The following is a 13,440-nucleotide window of genomic DNA, read 5'->3' as shown; positions in this document are numbered from 1 at the left end:
CGTCCTGAATCACTCAGAGCTCACGCTCACTGATCTGCTGGATGGTCCAGCGGTTGCCGTCCGGGTCAGCAAAGGTGCAAAAGCCAACGTTGTTGAGGTCATCCTTGGGGAGCCGCGGACGTAAACCATCCCGCGCGTAGACCTCGATCTCGGACAGCTCAACCCCGCGTCCGGTGAGCTCCTGATGCGCTGCATCCAGGTCCGTCACAACCAGCTGGAGGCCCTCAAGCGATCCTGGGGCCATGCGAGTGAGACCCCGCCCGATCTGAATTGAACACCCCGACCCGGGCGGCGTCAGTTGCACGACGGAGCCGTCGATATCGAAGTCGAGGATGAAACCGACCTGGTCAGCGTAGAAAGCCTTGGCGCGCTCGACGTCGCTTACCGGCACGGGCACCACTTCGAGGGTGTATCTCATCTGAAAGACTCCATGCTTGGGCACCTCGTCCGTGGTCGGGCGGCTTGTGCCCGATAGGATACTGCTGCGCGACCCGGCGGTAAAGGAGCGAAGCTACCCACCCTGTGCAGCAATCGGTGGGTTCCCTATGCTGGCCCCATGACTGAACGAGAGCCCGGCAGCCGCGCTGGACGCCCCGCGCCTGATGCCCGACGGCGTAGGCCACCAGACACCGCCCCGCACGTTCTGGCCGGAGCGTGTCACGGCGATCGCTAGACTCACGAAAGAAATACTGGACGGCCAAAAGGGGACATCGTGACGATCAGCAGAAGTGCCGGAGGAGCCGCAGCCACCCTGTCGATGCTGCTCCTCGTACTCACCGGATGCGGCAGCAGCGAACCGTCGACGGTCCCGGAGCGCCCCGCCGGGGGCACCGTGCTTGACGTTGCCGATGTCCTGACGACGGCGGAGGAAGAAAGCCTCAATGCTCTGATCGAGGAACGAAACAGCAGCACCAGCGGCGCCCGCGTCGCCGTGCTCACCGTCGAGAATGCCGGCGGGTCCATCGAGGACTACTCCCGCAGCGTCGCCACCGAATGGGAAGTGGGCGATGCGGGGGCAGACAACGGTGTGCTCGTGGTTGCCGACACCGCCGAACGGGAACTTCGGATCGAAACCGCCGACGGCGTCCGCGAACAGTTTTCTGATGACGAAGCGGCCGCAGTGATCGAGGACGTTCTTGAACCGGCGTTCGCCGATGAACAATATGCCGAAGGCCTCACCGAGGCGGTGGAGCAGATCTACCTGTACGCAGACGGGCAGGAACCGGTCCAGGAACCGTTCAACTGGGCCGTCCTCGCATGGGTCGTGGGTGTCGCATCTGCAGTGGTCGGCCTGATTATCTACTTCTTTTCCGTCGACTCCCGCCGTCGTCGTCGGGTTGCCGACGACGAGATCCGGGAGGCGGAAGAGAAGGATCCAACCTTCCGCCTCACCGAGGAACAACGCAAGGCCTACCGCAAGTACCGCTACAGCAAGCGCGGCGATGACGCCGTTAACTACCCGCCGACCTGGCTTCCCCTCTATATCGCCAACCCCGCGCTGTATTCGGGGTCCAGCACCAGCACGCAGTCCGGCTCGTCATTCGGCGGGGGTGGCGGGTTTACCGGCGGAGGCGCATCCGGCAGGTACTGACAGTTCTCATTACACTCGGTGCATGGATGACCTCGAACTGTCGATCGGTGGTGAACTGTTCCGCATCAGCGAGAGAAACCAGCCGCCGGGACGATTGAGCTACCACTTCGCCTGGCTCAACGGTCCGGACCAGGGGACGTATGGTTTCAACGTCGGATTGAGCCAACCGAGCCCGATGTCGAGGGAAGAGTTGATGGCCGAGGCGCGGGGGTTCGTTGAGGCGTTCTATGAACCGGGCGGGATTGGCGAGGAAGACTTTCCCGATCACAAGCCGGCACCCGGCGACAGGCCTCCGTCGGCAGGATAGCCAGCAGCGTCACCAGGCCAGCCGGTTGGACAGTCAGCGGCTCAGCCATCCAGTGCCCGCGGCCTCGCTGGCCCTGACTGCATTCTCAGGGTGGGAGCAGAAAATTTCCCGTTCCCACCCGCGCCCCGGGAAGCAGGAACCTACCTTCCGGCGTCGGGCCAAATGTCACTCCGGCTGATTCAGGGCAGCGTCGATTGCCTGCTGCGAGGTTTTCATTCCCAGCGCGACAGCGTCCTTGGTTGCCACCCCGCGGAGAATCATCCCCAGCACCCCCGTATGCACAAGGAGCAACTGCTCGGCCAGGTCGGCAGCTGAGTCAGGCCCCACCACCGCGATTGCTAGTTCGCGCAGGCGGGTTCTAAGAAGGTGCGTGTCACTGGCCAGTGCTTCCTGCAGCCCGTCGCCGGGGTGCGGGGATTCGGCGGCGACGCCGAGAAATGGGCACCACCGTGCCGGGGTGACACTCTTCCGGTAGCTCTGTAGCCCTGGCAAGAACGCCATGAGGCGCTCCCGCGGCGTCGACGCCTCATTCATTGCCAACTGCCAGGACTCGTCCCACCGGCCTAACCGGCGTTGCAGTGCCTGGACAATCAGCCCTTCCTTATTTCCAAAGTGGGAGTACAGCGTGGCCGGAGCAACATTCGCCTGTTTCAGGATGACATCCACCGGGGTGGCTGCAACGCCCTGGGTGAAAGCCAGATCCTCCGCCGCGTCCAGAAGACGATCTCGTGCGCTGAGTTGTGAAGACATGGCTTAACCATATAACGTTCGTTTCAATGAAACGCACGTTACAGTCTTCTCAAACCGCCGCCAGCCCCTTCCTTTCAGTGATGGCGCTGGCGCTCATCGCTGCAACCTATGGCCTGGCCCGCCTCGGATACGGCCTCTTCCTTCCTGCGTTCTCCGCCACATTTGAGCTCACGCCGACGGTCGGCGGCCTGCTGGCCTCCGGCGCTTCGGTGAGCTATTGCGTGTCGGCGCTAATCGGGTTCCGGTTTGCGCCGACCAGGCCACGGCTGGTGGCGATCCTCGCAGGATCGACGGCAGCGTCCGGCAGTGCGGGTGTTGCCACCGCTCAGGACACCCTCGTCTTCGCTGCGGCAGTGCTGATTGCGGGAATGGGGGCTGGCTTCGCCACCCCTGCCCTGGTGGAACTGGTTCGCCGGAACATCCCGGCCGCACAGATGAATAAAACCCAGTCGGTGGTGAACTCGGGGACCGGCTTCGGTGTGGTGCTTGCAGGTGCCTTGGCTCTGCTGGTCGGCTCCTCCTGGCGGGTGGCCTGGGGGCTGATCGCCGTCGTCGCACTCGGTGCTCTGATCGGCGTGCTGCGGACCGACCGGTCGCGCACCATTGGGGGAACCACCGATCATCTGGTGACGTCAACGAGGACGAGTGCAGAACTGCGTGCCCTGTGGCACCCGATCATGGCAGCTTTCGTCTTCGGCGTGGGGGTCTCCGCCGTCTGGGTGCACGGCCGCATCCTCCTTGAGGACCAGGGCATGGCGGTAGCGCTATCGGCGGGAGCGTGGATTGCACTCGGCATGGGCGGCGCCGTTGCTGTCCTATCGGCACCCTGGCTGGCCCGCCACTCAATCCGGACCACCTGGCTAGCGACCGTTGTGGCATCGGCGGTCGCTACGGTGGTGTTCGCTCTGGCTCCGCAGTACATACCCCTCAGCTTCGCCGCGGCGGCCCTGTTCGGCCTGGCCTACACCGCGGCAAGCTCCGTCCTGATCATCTGGGCCACCCATTCGGCGACGCACAGCGCCGCCGGAACGTCGATCCTCTTCACCAGCCTGGTGCTCGGGCAAGCCGTCGGCGCCACGCTGACCGGTTCAATAATCGAGGGAATCGGTTTTACGGCCGCCTTTGCCATCGCCGCTGGCATCTGTCTGCTCGGCGTCCTGAAGCCGGCGCCGCGGCCACACCCCACAGGTCGGGGTCAGGCCACGACAAATCAGGATCGGGCCACGGCGCCGGCACTGGAGACTACCGCCTGAGCGCCTTCCGGGCGAGTACGTTCCCCAGGAGCTGGACCGCCTGCACCAGCAGGATAATCACAATCACTGCAGCCCAGGTGACCCAGGGGTTGAACTGCCGGTAACCGTATTGGATGGCGAAGTTGCCCAACCCTCCACCGCCCACATAGCCAGCGACGGCCGACATGTCGACCAGCGCCACGAAGATAAACGTGTAGCCAAGGATCAGCGGTCCCAGGGCTTCCGGGATGATGATGGTCAGGATGATCCGGAGCCGGCCGGCACCTACTGAGCGTGCCGCCTCGATCACTCCGGGCTGCACGGTCAACAGGTTCTGCTCCACAATGCGGCTGATCCCGAACGCGGCGGCCAGCGACAGCGTGAAGATGATGGCGCTGTTGCCGATACCGGTCCCCGTCACAGCCCGGGCCAGGGGTTGCGCCGCGGCCAGGAAGATGATGAACGGGATGGGCCTGAAAATGTTGACAATGATGTTCAGGGTGCTGAACACGGCGCTGTTCCCCAGGATGCTGCCGGCCCGCGTGGTGTAAAGGCCGATACCGAGGAGCAGCCCACCCAGACCGCCGAAGAATAGGCTGAACCCGACGATGTAGAGGGTCTCGTAGGTGGCCTGCCACAGTTCCGGGCTGAGATCGATCAGGGAATCCATCAGCTGAGCTCCTTCACAGTGGTGCGGGTGGCGAGACTGGCCAGTGCGGCGTCGATCGCGGTGCCCGGTCCGGTAAGCGCGAGGGTGAGGTGCCCGAACGCGCGGCCCCTGATGTCGTTGATGCCCCCGTAGATCAGCTCGAACTCGACCCCCGCAGCGGCGAGTTCAAGGAACACCGAGGCCTGGGACGAGTCGCCGTCGCGGAAGGAGAAGGTGACGATCCGACCCGCATGCCGCTCGCGCAGCACGGCGACCTCGTCGGGTGACGGGATGCCCCTGACCACCGTGGAGACGAACCGTTGCGACGAGGCCTGACGCGGGTTGGAGAAGACGTCGAAAACGTCACCTCGCTCGACGATCCGGCCACCGTCCATCACCGCCACCTTGGTGGCGAGGGTCTGGATGACATCCATCTCGTGAGTAATCACCACAATGGTGATCCCCAGCTCCTCGTTGACCCGGCGCAGCAGGCGCAACACCTCGTGGGTGGTCTCGGGGTCCAGCGCCGAGGTGGCCTCATCGGCCAGGAGAATCTTCGGTGACGTGGCCAGCGCGCGGGCAATCCCGACGCGCTGCTTCTGCCCACCGGAGAGCTGCTCAGGGTAGTTCGATGCCTTGTCTGCCAGCCCCACAAAGTCGAGGAGCTCGGTGACGCGCGCCTGGATTTCCTCCCGGCTCTTCCCTGCGACGCGGAGCGGGTAGGCAACGTTGTTCCAGACCGTCTTCGCGTTGAACAGGTTGAACTGCTGGAAGATCATGCCAATGTCGAGGCGCAGCTTGCGCAGCTGGCGGTCGGGCACGTTGGTGACCTGGTGTCCGTCGACGATGATCGTGCCGCTGGTCGCCTTCTCCAGCGCGTTGATCAGCCGGACCAGGGTGCTCTTGCCGGCACCCGAGTACCCAATGATCCCGTAGATCTCGCCGGCCTCAATGTCTAGGCTGACGTTGTCGATAGCGTGCACAGGATCGTCACCGCGCCGCCCCGGAGGGAAGCTTTTCGTGACGTCCTGCAAAGAGATGAGGGGCATGGTGCTCCTTGCTGGAAGAGCCCTGCGGCCAGCCGGGATCGCCGGCCGGCCGCAGGAGTTGGCGGGGCCTGGCTAGCCCTGGGCGGCGGTGTCTTCCTCGACAGTGTCGAGGGTTGACTGCAGCTCCTCGGGAGTTACCACCAGGAACTCGGCCGTCCCACCGGAGGTCTCCTGGACGGCGTCCTGCACCTCCTGGTTTTCCTGGTAGATGCTCACCAGCTTTTGGTAGGTCTCGTTGGTCTCCTCACCGGCACGGGCGGCGAACACGTTCACGTACGCAACGGCGGCGGGATCCGTCGGATCGTCCTGCGCGATGGCGTCCTCGAAGTTCAGCCCCGCGTCCTGAACGAAGTCGTTGTTGATGATCGCGGCGGCGACGTCGGGCAACGACGTGGGTGTCAACGAGGCCTCGAGGGTGGTGACGGTGACCTTGGAGGCCTCCTCGTCAATGTCGTCGATGGTCGAGAAGGCACTGCCGCCGCCGTCGAGCACCACCAGTCCAGCGGACTGGAGCACGAGCAGGCCCCTGGCCAGGTTGCTCTCGTCATTGGGGACGGCGACGGTGGAGCCCTCGGGGATCTCGTCGACCGAGCCGTACTGGGTGGAGTACAGACCCAGAGGGTAGATCGCTGTGGACCCGATCGGGGCGAGCTCCGCACCGCTGGAAACGTTGTAGCGCGCCAGGTACACCAGGTGCTGGAACTGGTTGAGGTCGAGTTCGCTTTCGCTCAGTGCGGGGTTGGGCTGGGTGTACTCGGCGAAGTCGATGACCTCAAGGTCAATTCCCTCCTCCGCCGCGGCTTCGGTCAACAGCCCCCATTCCGGGTCGCTGGCACCGACGACGCCGAGGCTGATGCTTTCGTTGCCGGAGTCGGAGCCTTCCGACGAACCGCAGGCGACGGTGAGGGCCAGAAAGGGGACTACGGCAAGGGACAGGAGTTTGCGGGAATTCATGGGTTTTCCTTTGAACGGTTTACTTGGGAAAAGGACCAGCGGGCAGGCGAAATCGGCCGGAAGCTCTGCTGGATCGGCACTAAGAAAAGAAAAATGTGAAGGTGCTGCGTAAACTGCAGCGACAATCGGGCGGGATTCCTCGGGTGTTACATACTGGCTCGCTTCGAGATCGCGGGCGGTATCACCGAGACCCTTGCGGGGACTCTCCTGGATACGCCGTACTTGCCATCCGGGGACTTGTTCCGGTGGCCGAATCTTCACCTGAAGCACCCCACTACGGGAGAGGGTTGCTGTTCAACCGGCCAGGGAGCCATTGGCTGAACTCTTGATTCTGAGTTCACGCTAAAGCAGATAATTCGCAGGGTCAAAAAATGGTCTCGAAGGATCGTCACAAATGGCCCGGCAGAGAACTGCTGGCGAGCCGGTTCCTCGGCATGACCACCCAGCAGGCCCTCATAGCCTGGTCGGTCATCGCGACCGCCGGTGATCCAGCGGCGCGACTAGCCGGTGAGCTGCTCCCGGGACATGATCTGGTTGTCCGGACGCGGAACGAACCAGGGTTCCAGATCTACCGCGGTCATGGGCCGGGTGTAAAAGTAGCCTTGCGCCAGATCGCAGCCAAGCCCCAACAGGGCTTCCAGCTGGCCGGCCGTTTCGACGCCCTCGGCCACCGCAGACATGTTCGTCGCGTGGGCGAGCTGGATGCAGGAGGTCACGATCGCGTGGTCCTTGGTATCGGAGGTAAGGCCCGCGATGAATGACCGGTCAATCTTGAGCTCATCGATTGGGAAGCGCCGCAGATAGACCAGGCTGGAGTGGCCGGTCCCGAAGTCATCGATGGACAAGCTGACGCCCAGTGCGCTGAGCGCGTTGAGCGTCCGGAGCGCACTTTCGGGGTCGACTGTCAACGCCGTCTCGGTGATCTCGAGGGTGAGCAGTCCCGCCGCCACGTTGTGACGTTCCAGAGCTGCAGTCACGATGTCCGCCAGATGGGGGTCATTCAACTGAATGGCCGAAATGTTCACTGACATGCGTACCGGTGCCCGGCCGGGTGAGGAACGGTGCCAGGCCGCCTGCTGCGCCACGGCGGCGTTGACGACCCAGGCACCGAGGGGCAGGATCAGCCCGGACTCCTCGGCGAAGTCGATGAAGGATCCCGGGTCCAGCAACCCCCGGTCCGGGTGATCCCACCGGACCAGCGCTTCAAAACCGCTCATCTGTCCGTTGGCCAGGTCGATCTGCGGCTGGAAGAGGAGGAGCAGTTCGCCGTCGTCGATCGCCTGCCGCAGTTCGCCTCGGCGCTTGAGACGACCATCTGTCGGGTCCTTGGTGCTTCCGATTTCCACTTCAAACCGGTTACGCCCCAGCTTCTTCGCCCGGTTCACGGCGGTGGTGGCCCTGCCTAGCACGCCGTCGGTCGTATCGCTGGAACTAGCCATCGCAAACCCAATGCTGACCGAAAGATCGAGCGTTGACCCGCCCACAATCATCGGCGCGTTGAGGGCCGCCAGCAGCAAGGCTGCCGCCTGACACGCGGCTGCCGTGTCAGCAAAAGTATCGACGACGGCAAACTCGTCTCCATCGAGGCGCGCGACAACCGCAGTGTCGCTCATTGTGGACCGGAGCCGCCATGCCACGATGCTGAGTGCCTCGTCGCCGGCAGCGATACCCAGTCCCTCATTGACCGCCATGAAGTGGTCAATGTCGAGGATCAGGACGCCCACGGGAGACTGGTCGGTGCCATCCTCGGCGAGGAGGGCCCACAGCTCGGAGAGGAAACCCGTTCGGTTGACCAGCCCGGTGAGGGGGTCGTGGCGCATCAGGTGCGTCAGCCCGGCCTGGGCAGCCGCCGGGGTGGGCTGAGCCTCAATGCCGCGACGCACGTCCTCGAGGGCACGCTCATATGGCCGGGCCTCGGGGCCCGCCATGGACGACTCGGTGTATTCCCGATCGGAGGGGGTGTCCTGAAACAGTGCGGCGGATGAATCACTTGCGGGGTCGGGCATAAGTGCAATTCGCTTTCGGGTGAATCAACGGAAATCTGAAGTCCCCAGCGGTGGCGAATCCATGACCGATGAGGTGCTTCCACGGCGAGAGTGCCGAAAAGACGCTTATCTTCTGCATGACAAATTGTGGGCCGGGGTACCGCTGATTGCGCGGCAACACTCTGTGGGTCGATTGGCGATCAGTCGTCGACGACAAGAGACGTAGTGCATGAGAGACCTTCCTGTGGGGTGGCGGAAGGTCCCGTGGCCCGCCCAGCCGAACGATATGCTTAATCAGTGGTGTTGTTCTTCACGTTTCACCACGTTCGCGCCGGTTTTCCCAGTGTAACCCCCGGGTAAATACGAAGGCGCCTTACTTTGAAGATCCTGTGCGAATCCTGCGCAGCACGCCCAACACCTCCCGAAGGAGAACCCCTCCGTGACCATTTCATCCTTGCTCCCGGCACCCATCGGGTTCGGCACTGCACCGCTGGGCAACATGTTCCGGGCCATTCCCGAGGAAGAGGCCACGGCCACTGTCGCAGCCGCCTGGGACCAGGGCATCAGGTACTTTGACACCGCACCGTTCTACGGTGCTGGCCTCGCCGAGATCCGCCTCGGCGATGTACTCTCCGCGCACCCTCGGGGTGACTATGTGCTGAGCACGAAGGTGGGCCGTGTGATCCTCGACGAGACCGAGGACGTCTCAGCACGCGACATGGGAGAGAAGGGCGGATTGTTCGCCCACGGCCGCCCGAACAAGGTGGTCAACGACTACTCGGCAGACGCCACTCTCCGTTCGGTGGAGGACAGTCTCAAACGACTGAAAACCGACCGACTGGATATCGTCTGGGTTCACGACATTGCCCAGGACTTCTACGGCGATGAGTGGCTTGCCGTCTTTGAATCGGCCCGGACCGGCGCTTTCCGCACCCTGACCCGGTTGCGGGACGAGGGCGTCATCAAGGCCTGGGGTGTGGGCGTCAACCGTGTGGAGGCACTGGAGCTGACACTCGATCTGGACGAGCCCCAGCCCGATGCCTTCCTCCTGGCCGGACGGTATACGCTCCTCGACCATGATCGTGCCCTGGAGCGCCTCCTCCCGGCGGCAGTCGATCACCAGGTGGATATTGTGGTGGGCGGACCTTACAGTTCGGGCATTCTTGCTGGCGGCAAGCACTTCGAGTATCAGGAAGCGTCGGCCGAGATCATTACCAAGGTGGAACGCATCAAGGCACTGACGGCTGAACACGGAATCGGCATCAAGGCGGCAGCGCTGCAGTTCTCGCTCGCCCACCCGGCAACTACCGCGGTGATACCGGGCGCCACCAAACCGAGCCGCATCGCGGAGGACCTCGCCGCACTGCAGGAGACGGTGCCCGCCGCCTTCTGGGATGCCCTGCGCGAGGAACAGCTCATCTCGCCGCTGGCTCCCGTTCCGGCGAACTAGCTACAACAAGTTCGCCCCTTCCTCAATTTCGCTCCCCTTCGCCGAAACGTGAGGACTGGCAGGGGCAGGGCGACGAATCGCCCGGTCTAACCCGTCAGGGGCGACGTGAGTGGTCAGCTGACGGTCCAGTTCGGCGATGACCGCGTCGAGCCCCAGGGCAAAAGCCCTGTCCTGTCGCCGGGCACCGGTTTGAGTCGCCAGTGCTCGTGACAGGGAGGGATGCGCAAGTTCCGACGGCTCCCACGGCGGTTCGGGAGATCCCGCGTCGATCGCAGAACCAAGAACCAGCAGATCAACGAGTGAAAGAGCGTCAAGGAGCCGGCCGTCCTGGAATCCGGCCGACTCGAGGATCTGCGCCAACGTTTCGTAGATCTCGAGGGTGGGCGCATCGTCGACAGATTCGCCCACCAGCGCCGGAATGGCCATCGGGTGAAGCCCCAGCGCGTAGCGGTAGTTGATCGCCCAGCGACGCGTCTGCTCCTGCCAGTTTCCCTCTCCCGGCGGGAAATCCCCACGGTCGTGAGCGTCCTGACTGATGAGGGAACGGATTCCCTCGATAATCTCGGTCCGTCCTCCCTTCACATGGTGATAGAGGGAGGACGGACTGACGCCCAGCCGTTTGGCAAGCTGTGGGATGGAAAATTCCTGACGCTCGTCGAACCGTTCAAGGGCCGCCCGGAAGATCTTGCCAGGAGTGAGGATCCGGGTAGTAGGCCTGGCCATAAAGTTCCTTCGTGGTTGCGGGCCGCTAAAACACTATGACACTGCGTGCTCGCTCGCCACGGCGCATCGCCTCGAAGGCCTCGTTGACCTGGTCGAGGCGAATCCGGTCGGAGATCAGCTCATCCACCGGTAGTTTGCCGGCCAGATAGAGTGCGGCCAAACGAGGAAAGTCCCGGCCGGGAACTGTGGAGCCGTAGTTGGACCCGACAATCCGGATCCCTCCCTCGGCCAGTGCCAGGCCATCAAAATTGATGGTCTGGTCAGCTGGCGGCAGGCCGACCAGGACGGCAGTGCCCCCACGCACCAACAGGCCAGGCAGCGACTCGATGGTGTCCTTGCGTCCGATCGCCTCGAACGCATAGTCCGCTCCACCCCCGGTGATGCTCCGGATCTGCTCCTGGCTGTCCGGCCCGGAAATCACCGAGTGCGTGGCACCAAAACGGCGAGCTATCGCGAGCTTTTCCTCACTGAGATCGACAGCGATGATGGGGTGCGCCCCCACCAGGTTCAGTCCCATAATGATCGACAGTCCAACTCCGCCGGTCCCGACGACGACGGCAGACCTGCCCGGCGCCACCATCGCATCGTTGACCACCGCTCCTACACCGGTAGACACCGAGCAGCCAAGGAGCGAGGCAACCTCAAACGGCACGTCCGACGGTATCTTCACGGCTGCCGATTCGGGGACGACCGTGTATTCGCTCATCGACCCGACGGCAAGATAGGGATACACAGGTGTTCCGTTCTCCGACAGGGGCGTGCTGCCATCCGGGAGGAGGCATTCCTCTGAACGGCTGCCCGTGCAGACGAAGGCCCTGCCGGAAAGACAGGCAGTGCAGCGCCGGCAGGGATAGAACCAGCTGAGGACGACATGGTCTCCGACTGCAACGTCTTCGACCCCCTCACCAATAGCTTCGACGACCCCCGCTCCCTCGTGGCCCATGACGGTGGGGGAAGGCATCTCCCATTCGCCGTCGAGCACATGTCGATCGGAACCGCACACGCCGGACGCCCCAAGCCGGACCAGCGCTGTCCCTGGCCCGGGTGCGGCCACCTCGATTTGGGTGATTTCCAGCGAAGATCCGCCGCGGTGCACCGCGGCCCGTGAACTGATGGTCATGACCGTGACCCTTTGAGGTTGTGGGACTTGGCCAGGTTGAACCCGCCCACTCCGCGGTTCCTATAAAGCACCACGGCCAGGATCCAGTACACGATCCCGCCGAGAACGGCGGCGGGCAGTGAAGCAGAGATGACGTTGAAGACCGGCTGGGTTTCAAGCGTGACGGGGTTGTAGATCCACAGGTAGAACACTGCGCCAGCGACCACCGCCACAATCCCTGCCCAATTGACCCCACCCGGCAGGTGATAGGCGCTTTTGGCGCCTGGGGCGTACAGCTCGGACAGATCAATGTGCTGCTTGCGCAGAATGAAATAGTCGACGATGATCGCGCCGCACATCGAGGCGAGGAACGCCCCGCTGAGCGTGACAAACAGGACAAACCTCTCGTACATAAACTGCGGGAAGAAGGCGAGCAGAGCAGGCAGTACGAAGAATCCAGCACACAGCCATTTCCAGTGCAGGCCGGTGAGCAACTCGCCGCTGGACTGCCTCAGTGCGAGAACAGTTGAGTAGACAATCGAGGACATGCTGGTGATGTTGGCGAAGCAAATGAACAACAGGATGAACGCTCCGAGCAGAGGACCGCCAAAGGGGATCATCCAGACGGTGGGGTCGGAATCCCCCAGGGTCAGCGCCGCGCCCATTCCAACAATCTGAGCCAGCAACGTCGCGATCAGTAATCCTCCATAGGCGGGCCAGATTGCGGCCTTGGGTGATGTGGTCATCCGGGCCAGGGAGCCCATCACCGGATACCACGACACTCCAACAGCAACGTTGAATTCGACGGCGATCATGAAGTTCAGCTGCGGATCATCAAAAGGGGCGAGCGGGGCGGCATCCAGAAGGGCAGCCCACGAGGTATTGATCACCAGGAAAACCATCAGGAGTGCGGTGATCACCAGAAGCCCCGGAGCAATGAACTTGTTCAGGCGACCGATCGTGATGGGGCCGCGGGAGAGGATGTACCAGGCGACGGCCAGTGCTACCAGCGCCCCCAGCGTGACCATTAGCCCGTATTCATCGAATTCCATCCCGGTAGCGACCCCGGCCACCTGTGTGGTTGCCCGGCCCACCATGATGCCCAGCAAGGACGACCACCCCATCTCGGTGATCAATACAACGGTGAAGACGAGCGCTCCTACCCCTGCCACCCCGAAGACCGGCCGGAGGATCGTGTACTGCTCCACGCCATACCGTTGGCTGGCCACTGTGCTGGCGAGCACCATAAAACATAGCCCGATCGCGTTGCCGATAATCATCGCCGCGATCCCCTGCTGAAATCCCACAAACGACGCGGTCGCCCCGCCCACCAGGAAGGCCCAGGTGGCGATAGCCAGTGCAACGTTTACCCAGCTGAAGTCCAACGCGCTCCAGACCCGCTCGGATTTCAGCAGGGGAAGGGATCCGAAAGTGTTGGCATTCTCGATTTCTTCGGTTCCGGTGTCGTTGGGGCGGTTCACAGGACCATCACCAGCAGTCCGAGCAGGCTGATCAATACGGTAACGCCGACATACACGGCCAGGTCAGCGCGGCTGAGCGCACGCCGAGCCGGGTCAGCTCCTTCGACCGTCCTGATTTCCTCTATGCGACGATGTAATTCCTGCTGTACCTGGGCGGAATCTCTGGCCAC

The 13,440-nt window shown here is 63.2% G+C and carries 14 protein-coding genes and 1 riboswitch; of the genes, 4 read left to right on the top strand and 10 right to left on the bottom strand.

Translation table 11 applies throughout. The annotated features are described in order from the left end of the window. Positions 1–13: 13 nt before the first annotated feature. Positions 14–418: a VOC family protein gene (locus H4V95_RS02130; protein ID WP_209728511.1), complete on the bottom strand. Its 405-nt coding sequence runs from the start codon at positions 416–418 to the stop codon at positions 14–16. A gap of 294 nt (positions 419–712) precedes the next feature. Between H4V95_RS02130 and H4V95_RS02125 the strand changes: the two genes are divergently transcribed. Together H4V95_RS02125 and H4V95_RS02120 are read left to right on the top strand one after the other, a co-directional pair. Further along, the gene (locus H4V95_RS02125) at positions 713–1,591 is read left to right on the top strand and encodes a YgcG family protein (RefSeq protein WP_209728509.1); all 879 of its coding nucleotides are present in this window, start codon (positions 713–715) and stop codon (positions 1,589–1,591) included. 22 nt (positions 1,592–1,613) lie between these two features. Next, complete coding sequence (locus H4V95_RS02120; RefSeq protein WP_209728507.1) at positions 1,614–1,898, top strand: hypothetical protein; 285 nt, start codon at positions 1,614–1,616, stop codon at positions 1,896–1,898. Between the two features lie 165 nt (positions 1,899–2,063). Here the strand turns inward: H4V95_RS02120 and H4V95_RS02115 are convergent, their stop codons facing one another. Next, positions 2,064–2,648 carry a TetR/AcrR family transcriptional regulator gene (locus H4V95_RS02115; protein ID WP_209728505.1) on the bottom strand — a complete coding sequence of 195 codons (585 nt, stop codon included), beginning with the start codon at positions 2,646–2,648 and terminating at the stop codon, positions 2,064–2,066. A 26-nt stretch (positions 2,649–2,674) separates the two neighbouring features. On the opposite strand from H4V95_RS02115, the gene H4V95_RS02110 reads away from it, so the two are divergent. Next, a complete protein-coding gene (locus H4V95_RS02110; RefSeq protein WP_209728503.1) occupies positions 2,675–3,901 on the top strand; it encodes an MFS transporter in 1,227 nt (408 codons plus the stop codon). Here the strand turns inward: H4V95_RS02110 and H4V95_RS02105 are convergent. From H4V95_RS02105 to H4V95_RS02090, 4 genes are all read right to left on the bottom strand, one after another. Then, positions 3,891–4,550, bottom strand: coding sequence for a methionine ABC transporter permease (locus tag H4V95_RS02105; protein WP_196867657.1), 660 nt, complete (start codon positions 4,548–4,550; stop codon positions 3,891–3,893). The two genes, H4V95_RS02110 and H4V95_RS02105, sit on opposite strands and share 11 nt — an antisense overlap. Then, entirely contained in the window at positions 4,550–5,578 is a 1,029-nt protein-coding gene (locus H4V95_RS02100; RefSeq protein ID WP_245345538.1) for a methionine ABC transporter ATP-binding protein, read from the bottom strand. The genes H4V95_RS02105 and H4V95_RS02100 overlap by 1 nt, the downstream gene beginning before the upstream one ends. 72 nt (positions 5,579–5,650) lie before the next feature. Next, complete coding sequence (locus H4V95_RS02095; protein WP_196867656.1) at positions 5,651–6,532, bottom strand: MetQ/NlpA family ABC transporter substrate-binding protein; 882 nt, start codon at positions 6,530–6,532, stop codon at positions 5,651–5,653. Positions 6,533–6,745: 213 nt separating this feature from the next. Further along, positions 6,746–6,863, bottom strand: a riboswitch (SAM riboswitch). Positions 6,864–7,032: 169 nt separating this feature from the next. After that, positions 7,033–8,538: a bifunctional diguanylate cyclase/phosphodiesterase gene (locus H4V95_RS02090; RefSeq protein ID WP_209728501.1), complete on the bottom strand. Its 1,506-nt coding sequence runs from the start codon at positions 8,536–8,538 to the stop codon at positions 7,033–7,035. Positions 8,539–8,956: 418 nt separating this feature from the next. Between H4V95_RS02090 and H4V95_RS02085 the strand changes: the two genes are divergently transcribed. Then, a complete protein-coding gene (locus H4V95_RS02085; RefSeq protein WP_312883916.1) occupies positions 8,957–9,967 on the top strand; it encodes an aldo/keto reductase in 1,011 nt (336 codons plus the stop codon). Here the strand turns inward: H4V95_RS02085 and H4V95_RS02080 are convergent, their stop codons facing one another. Genes H4V95_RS02080 through H4V95_RS02065 form a run of 4 tightly spaced genes read right to left on the bottom strand, consistent with a single transcriptional unit; the run spans position 9,968 to position 13,440 of the window. Then, the gene (locus H4V95_RS02080) at positions 9,968–10,690 is read right to left on the bottom strand and encodes a TetR/AcrR family transcriptional regulator C-terminal domain-containing protein (RefSeq protein ID WP_209728499.1); all 723 of its coding nucleotides are present in this window, start codon (positions 10,688–10,690) and stop codon (positions 9,968–9,970) included. Positions 10,691–10,715: 25 nt separating this feature from the next. Then, on the bottom strand, positions 10,716–11,810 hold the full coding sequence (locus tag H4V95_RS02075) for an alcohol dehydrogenase catalytic domain-containing protein (protein WP_209728497.1): 1,095 nt from the start codon (positions 11,808–11,810) through the stop codon (positions 10,716–10,718). After that, positions 11,807–13,270, bottom strand: a complete 1,464-nt coding sequence (locus tag H4V95_RS02070; RefSeq protein ID WP_196867652.1) for a cytosine permease — start codon at positions 13,268–13,270, stop codon at positions 11,807–11,809. The genes H4V95_RS02075 and H4V95_RS02070 overlap by 4 nt, the downstream gene beginning before the upstream one ends. Beyond that, complete coding sequence (locus H4V95_RS02065; RefSeq protein WP_196867651.1) at positions 13,267–13,440, bottom strand: hypothetical protein; 174 nt, start codon at positions 13,438–13,440, stop codon at positions 13,267–13,269. Before H4V95_RS02065 ends, H4V95_RS02070 begins: the two co-directional genes overlap by 4 nt.

This window comes from Arthrobacter sp. CAN_C5 (genome assembly GCF_017875735.1).
In the GTDB taxonomy this organism is placed as follows: Bacteria; Actinomycetota; Actinomycetes; order Actinomycetales; family Micrococcaceae; genus Arthrobacter_D.
Note: the sequence above shows the minus strand (reverse complement) of the source record. Positions and strands in the feature narration are given on the sequence as shown.

Bases quoted from the DNA above. Each gene is read 5' to 3' on its own strand.
- H4V95_RS02090 (WP_209728501.1), bottom strand. From the start codon at position 8,538: ATGCCCGACCCCGCAAGTGATTCATCCGCCGCACTGTTTCAGGACACC.
- H4V95_RS02095 (WP_196867656.1), bottom strand. From the start codon at position 6,532: ATGAATTCCCGCAAACTCCTGTCCCTTGCCGTAGTCCCCTTTCTGGCC.
- H4V95_RS02120 (WP_209728507.1), top strand. From the start codon at position 1,614: ATGGATGACCTCGAACTGTCGATCGGTGGTGAACTGTTCCGCATCAGC.
- H4V95_RS02115 (WP_209728505.1), bottom strand. From the start codon at position 2,648: ATGTCTTCACAACTCAGCGCACGAGATCGTCTTCTGGACGCGGCGGAG.
- H4V95_RS02100 (WP_245345538.1), bottom strand. From the start codon at position 5,578: ATGCCCCTCATCTCTTTGCAGGACGTCACGAAAAGCTTCCCTCCGGGG.
- H4V95_RS02105 (WP_196867657.1), bottom strand. From the start codon at position 4,550: ATGGATTCCCTGATCGATCTCAGCCCGGAACTGTGGCAGGCCACCTAC.
- H4V95_RS02130 (WP_209728511.1), bottom strand. From the start codon at position 418: ATGAGATACACCCTCGAAGTGGTGCCCGTGCCGGTAAGCGACGTCGAG.
- H4V95_RS02075 (WP_209728497.1), bottom strand. From the start codon at position 11,810: ATGACCATCAGTTCACGGGCCGCGGTGCACCGCGGCGGATCTTCGCTG.
- H4V95_RS02110 (WP_209728503.1), top strand. From the start codon at position 2,675: ATGAAACGCACGTTACAGTCTTCTCAAACCGCCGCCAGCCCCTTCCTT.
- H4V95_RS02080 (WP_209728499.1), bottom strand. From the start codon at position 10,690: ATGGCCAGGCCTACTACCCGGATCCTCACTCCTGGCAAGATCTTCCGG.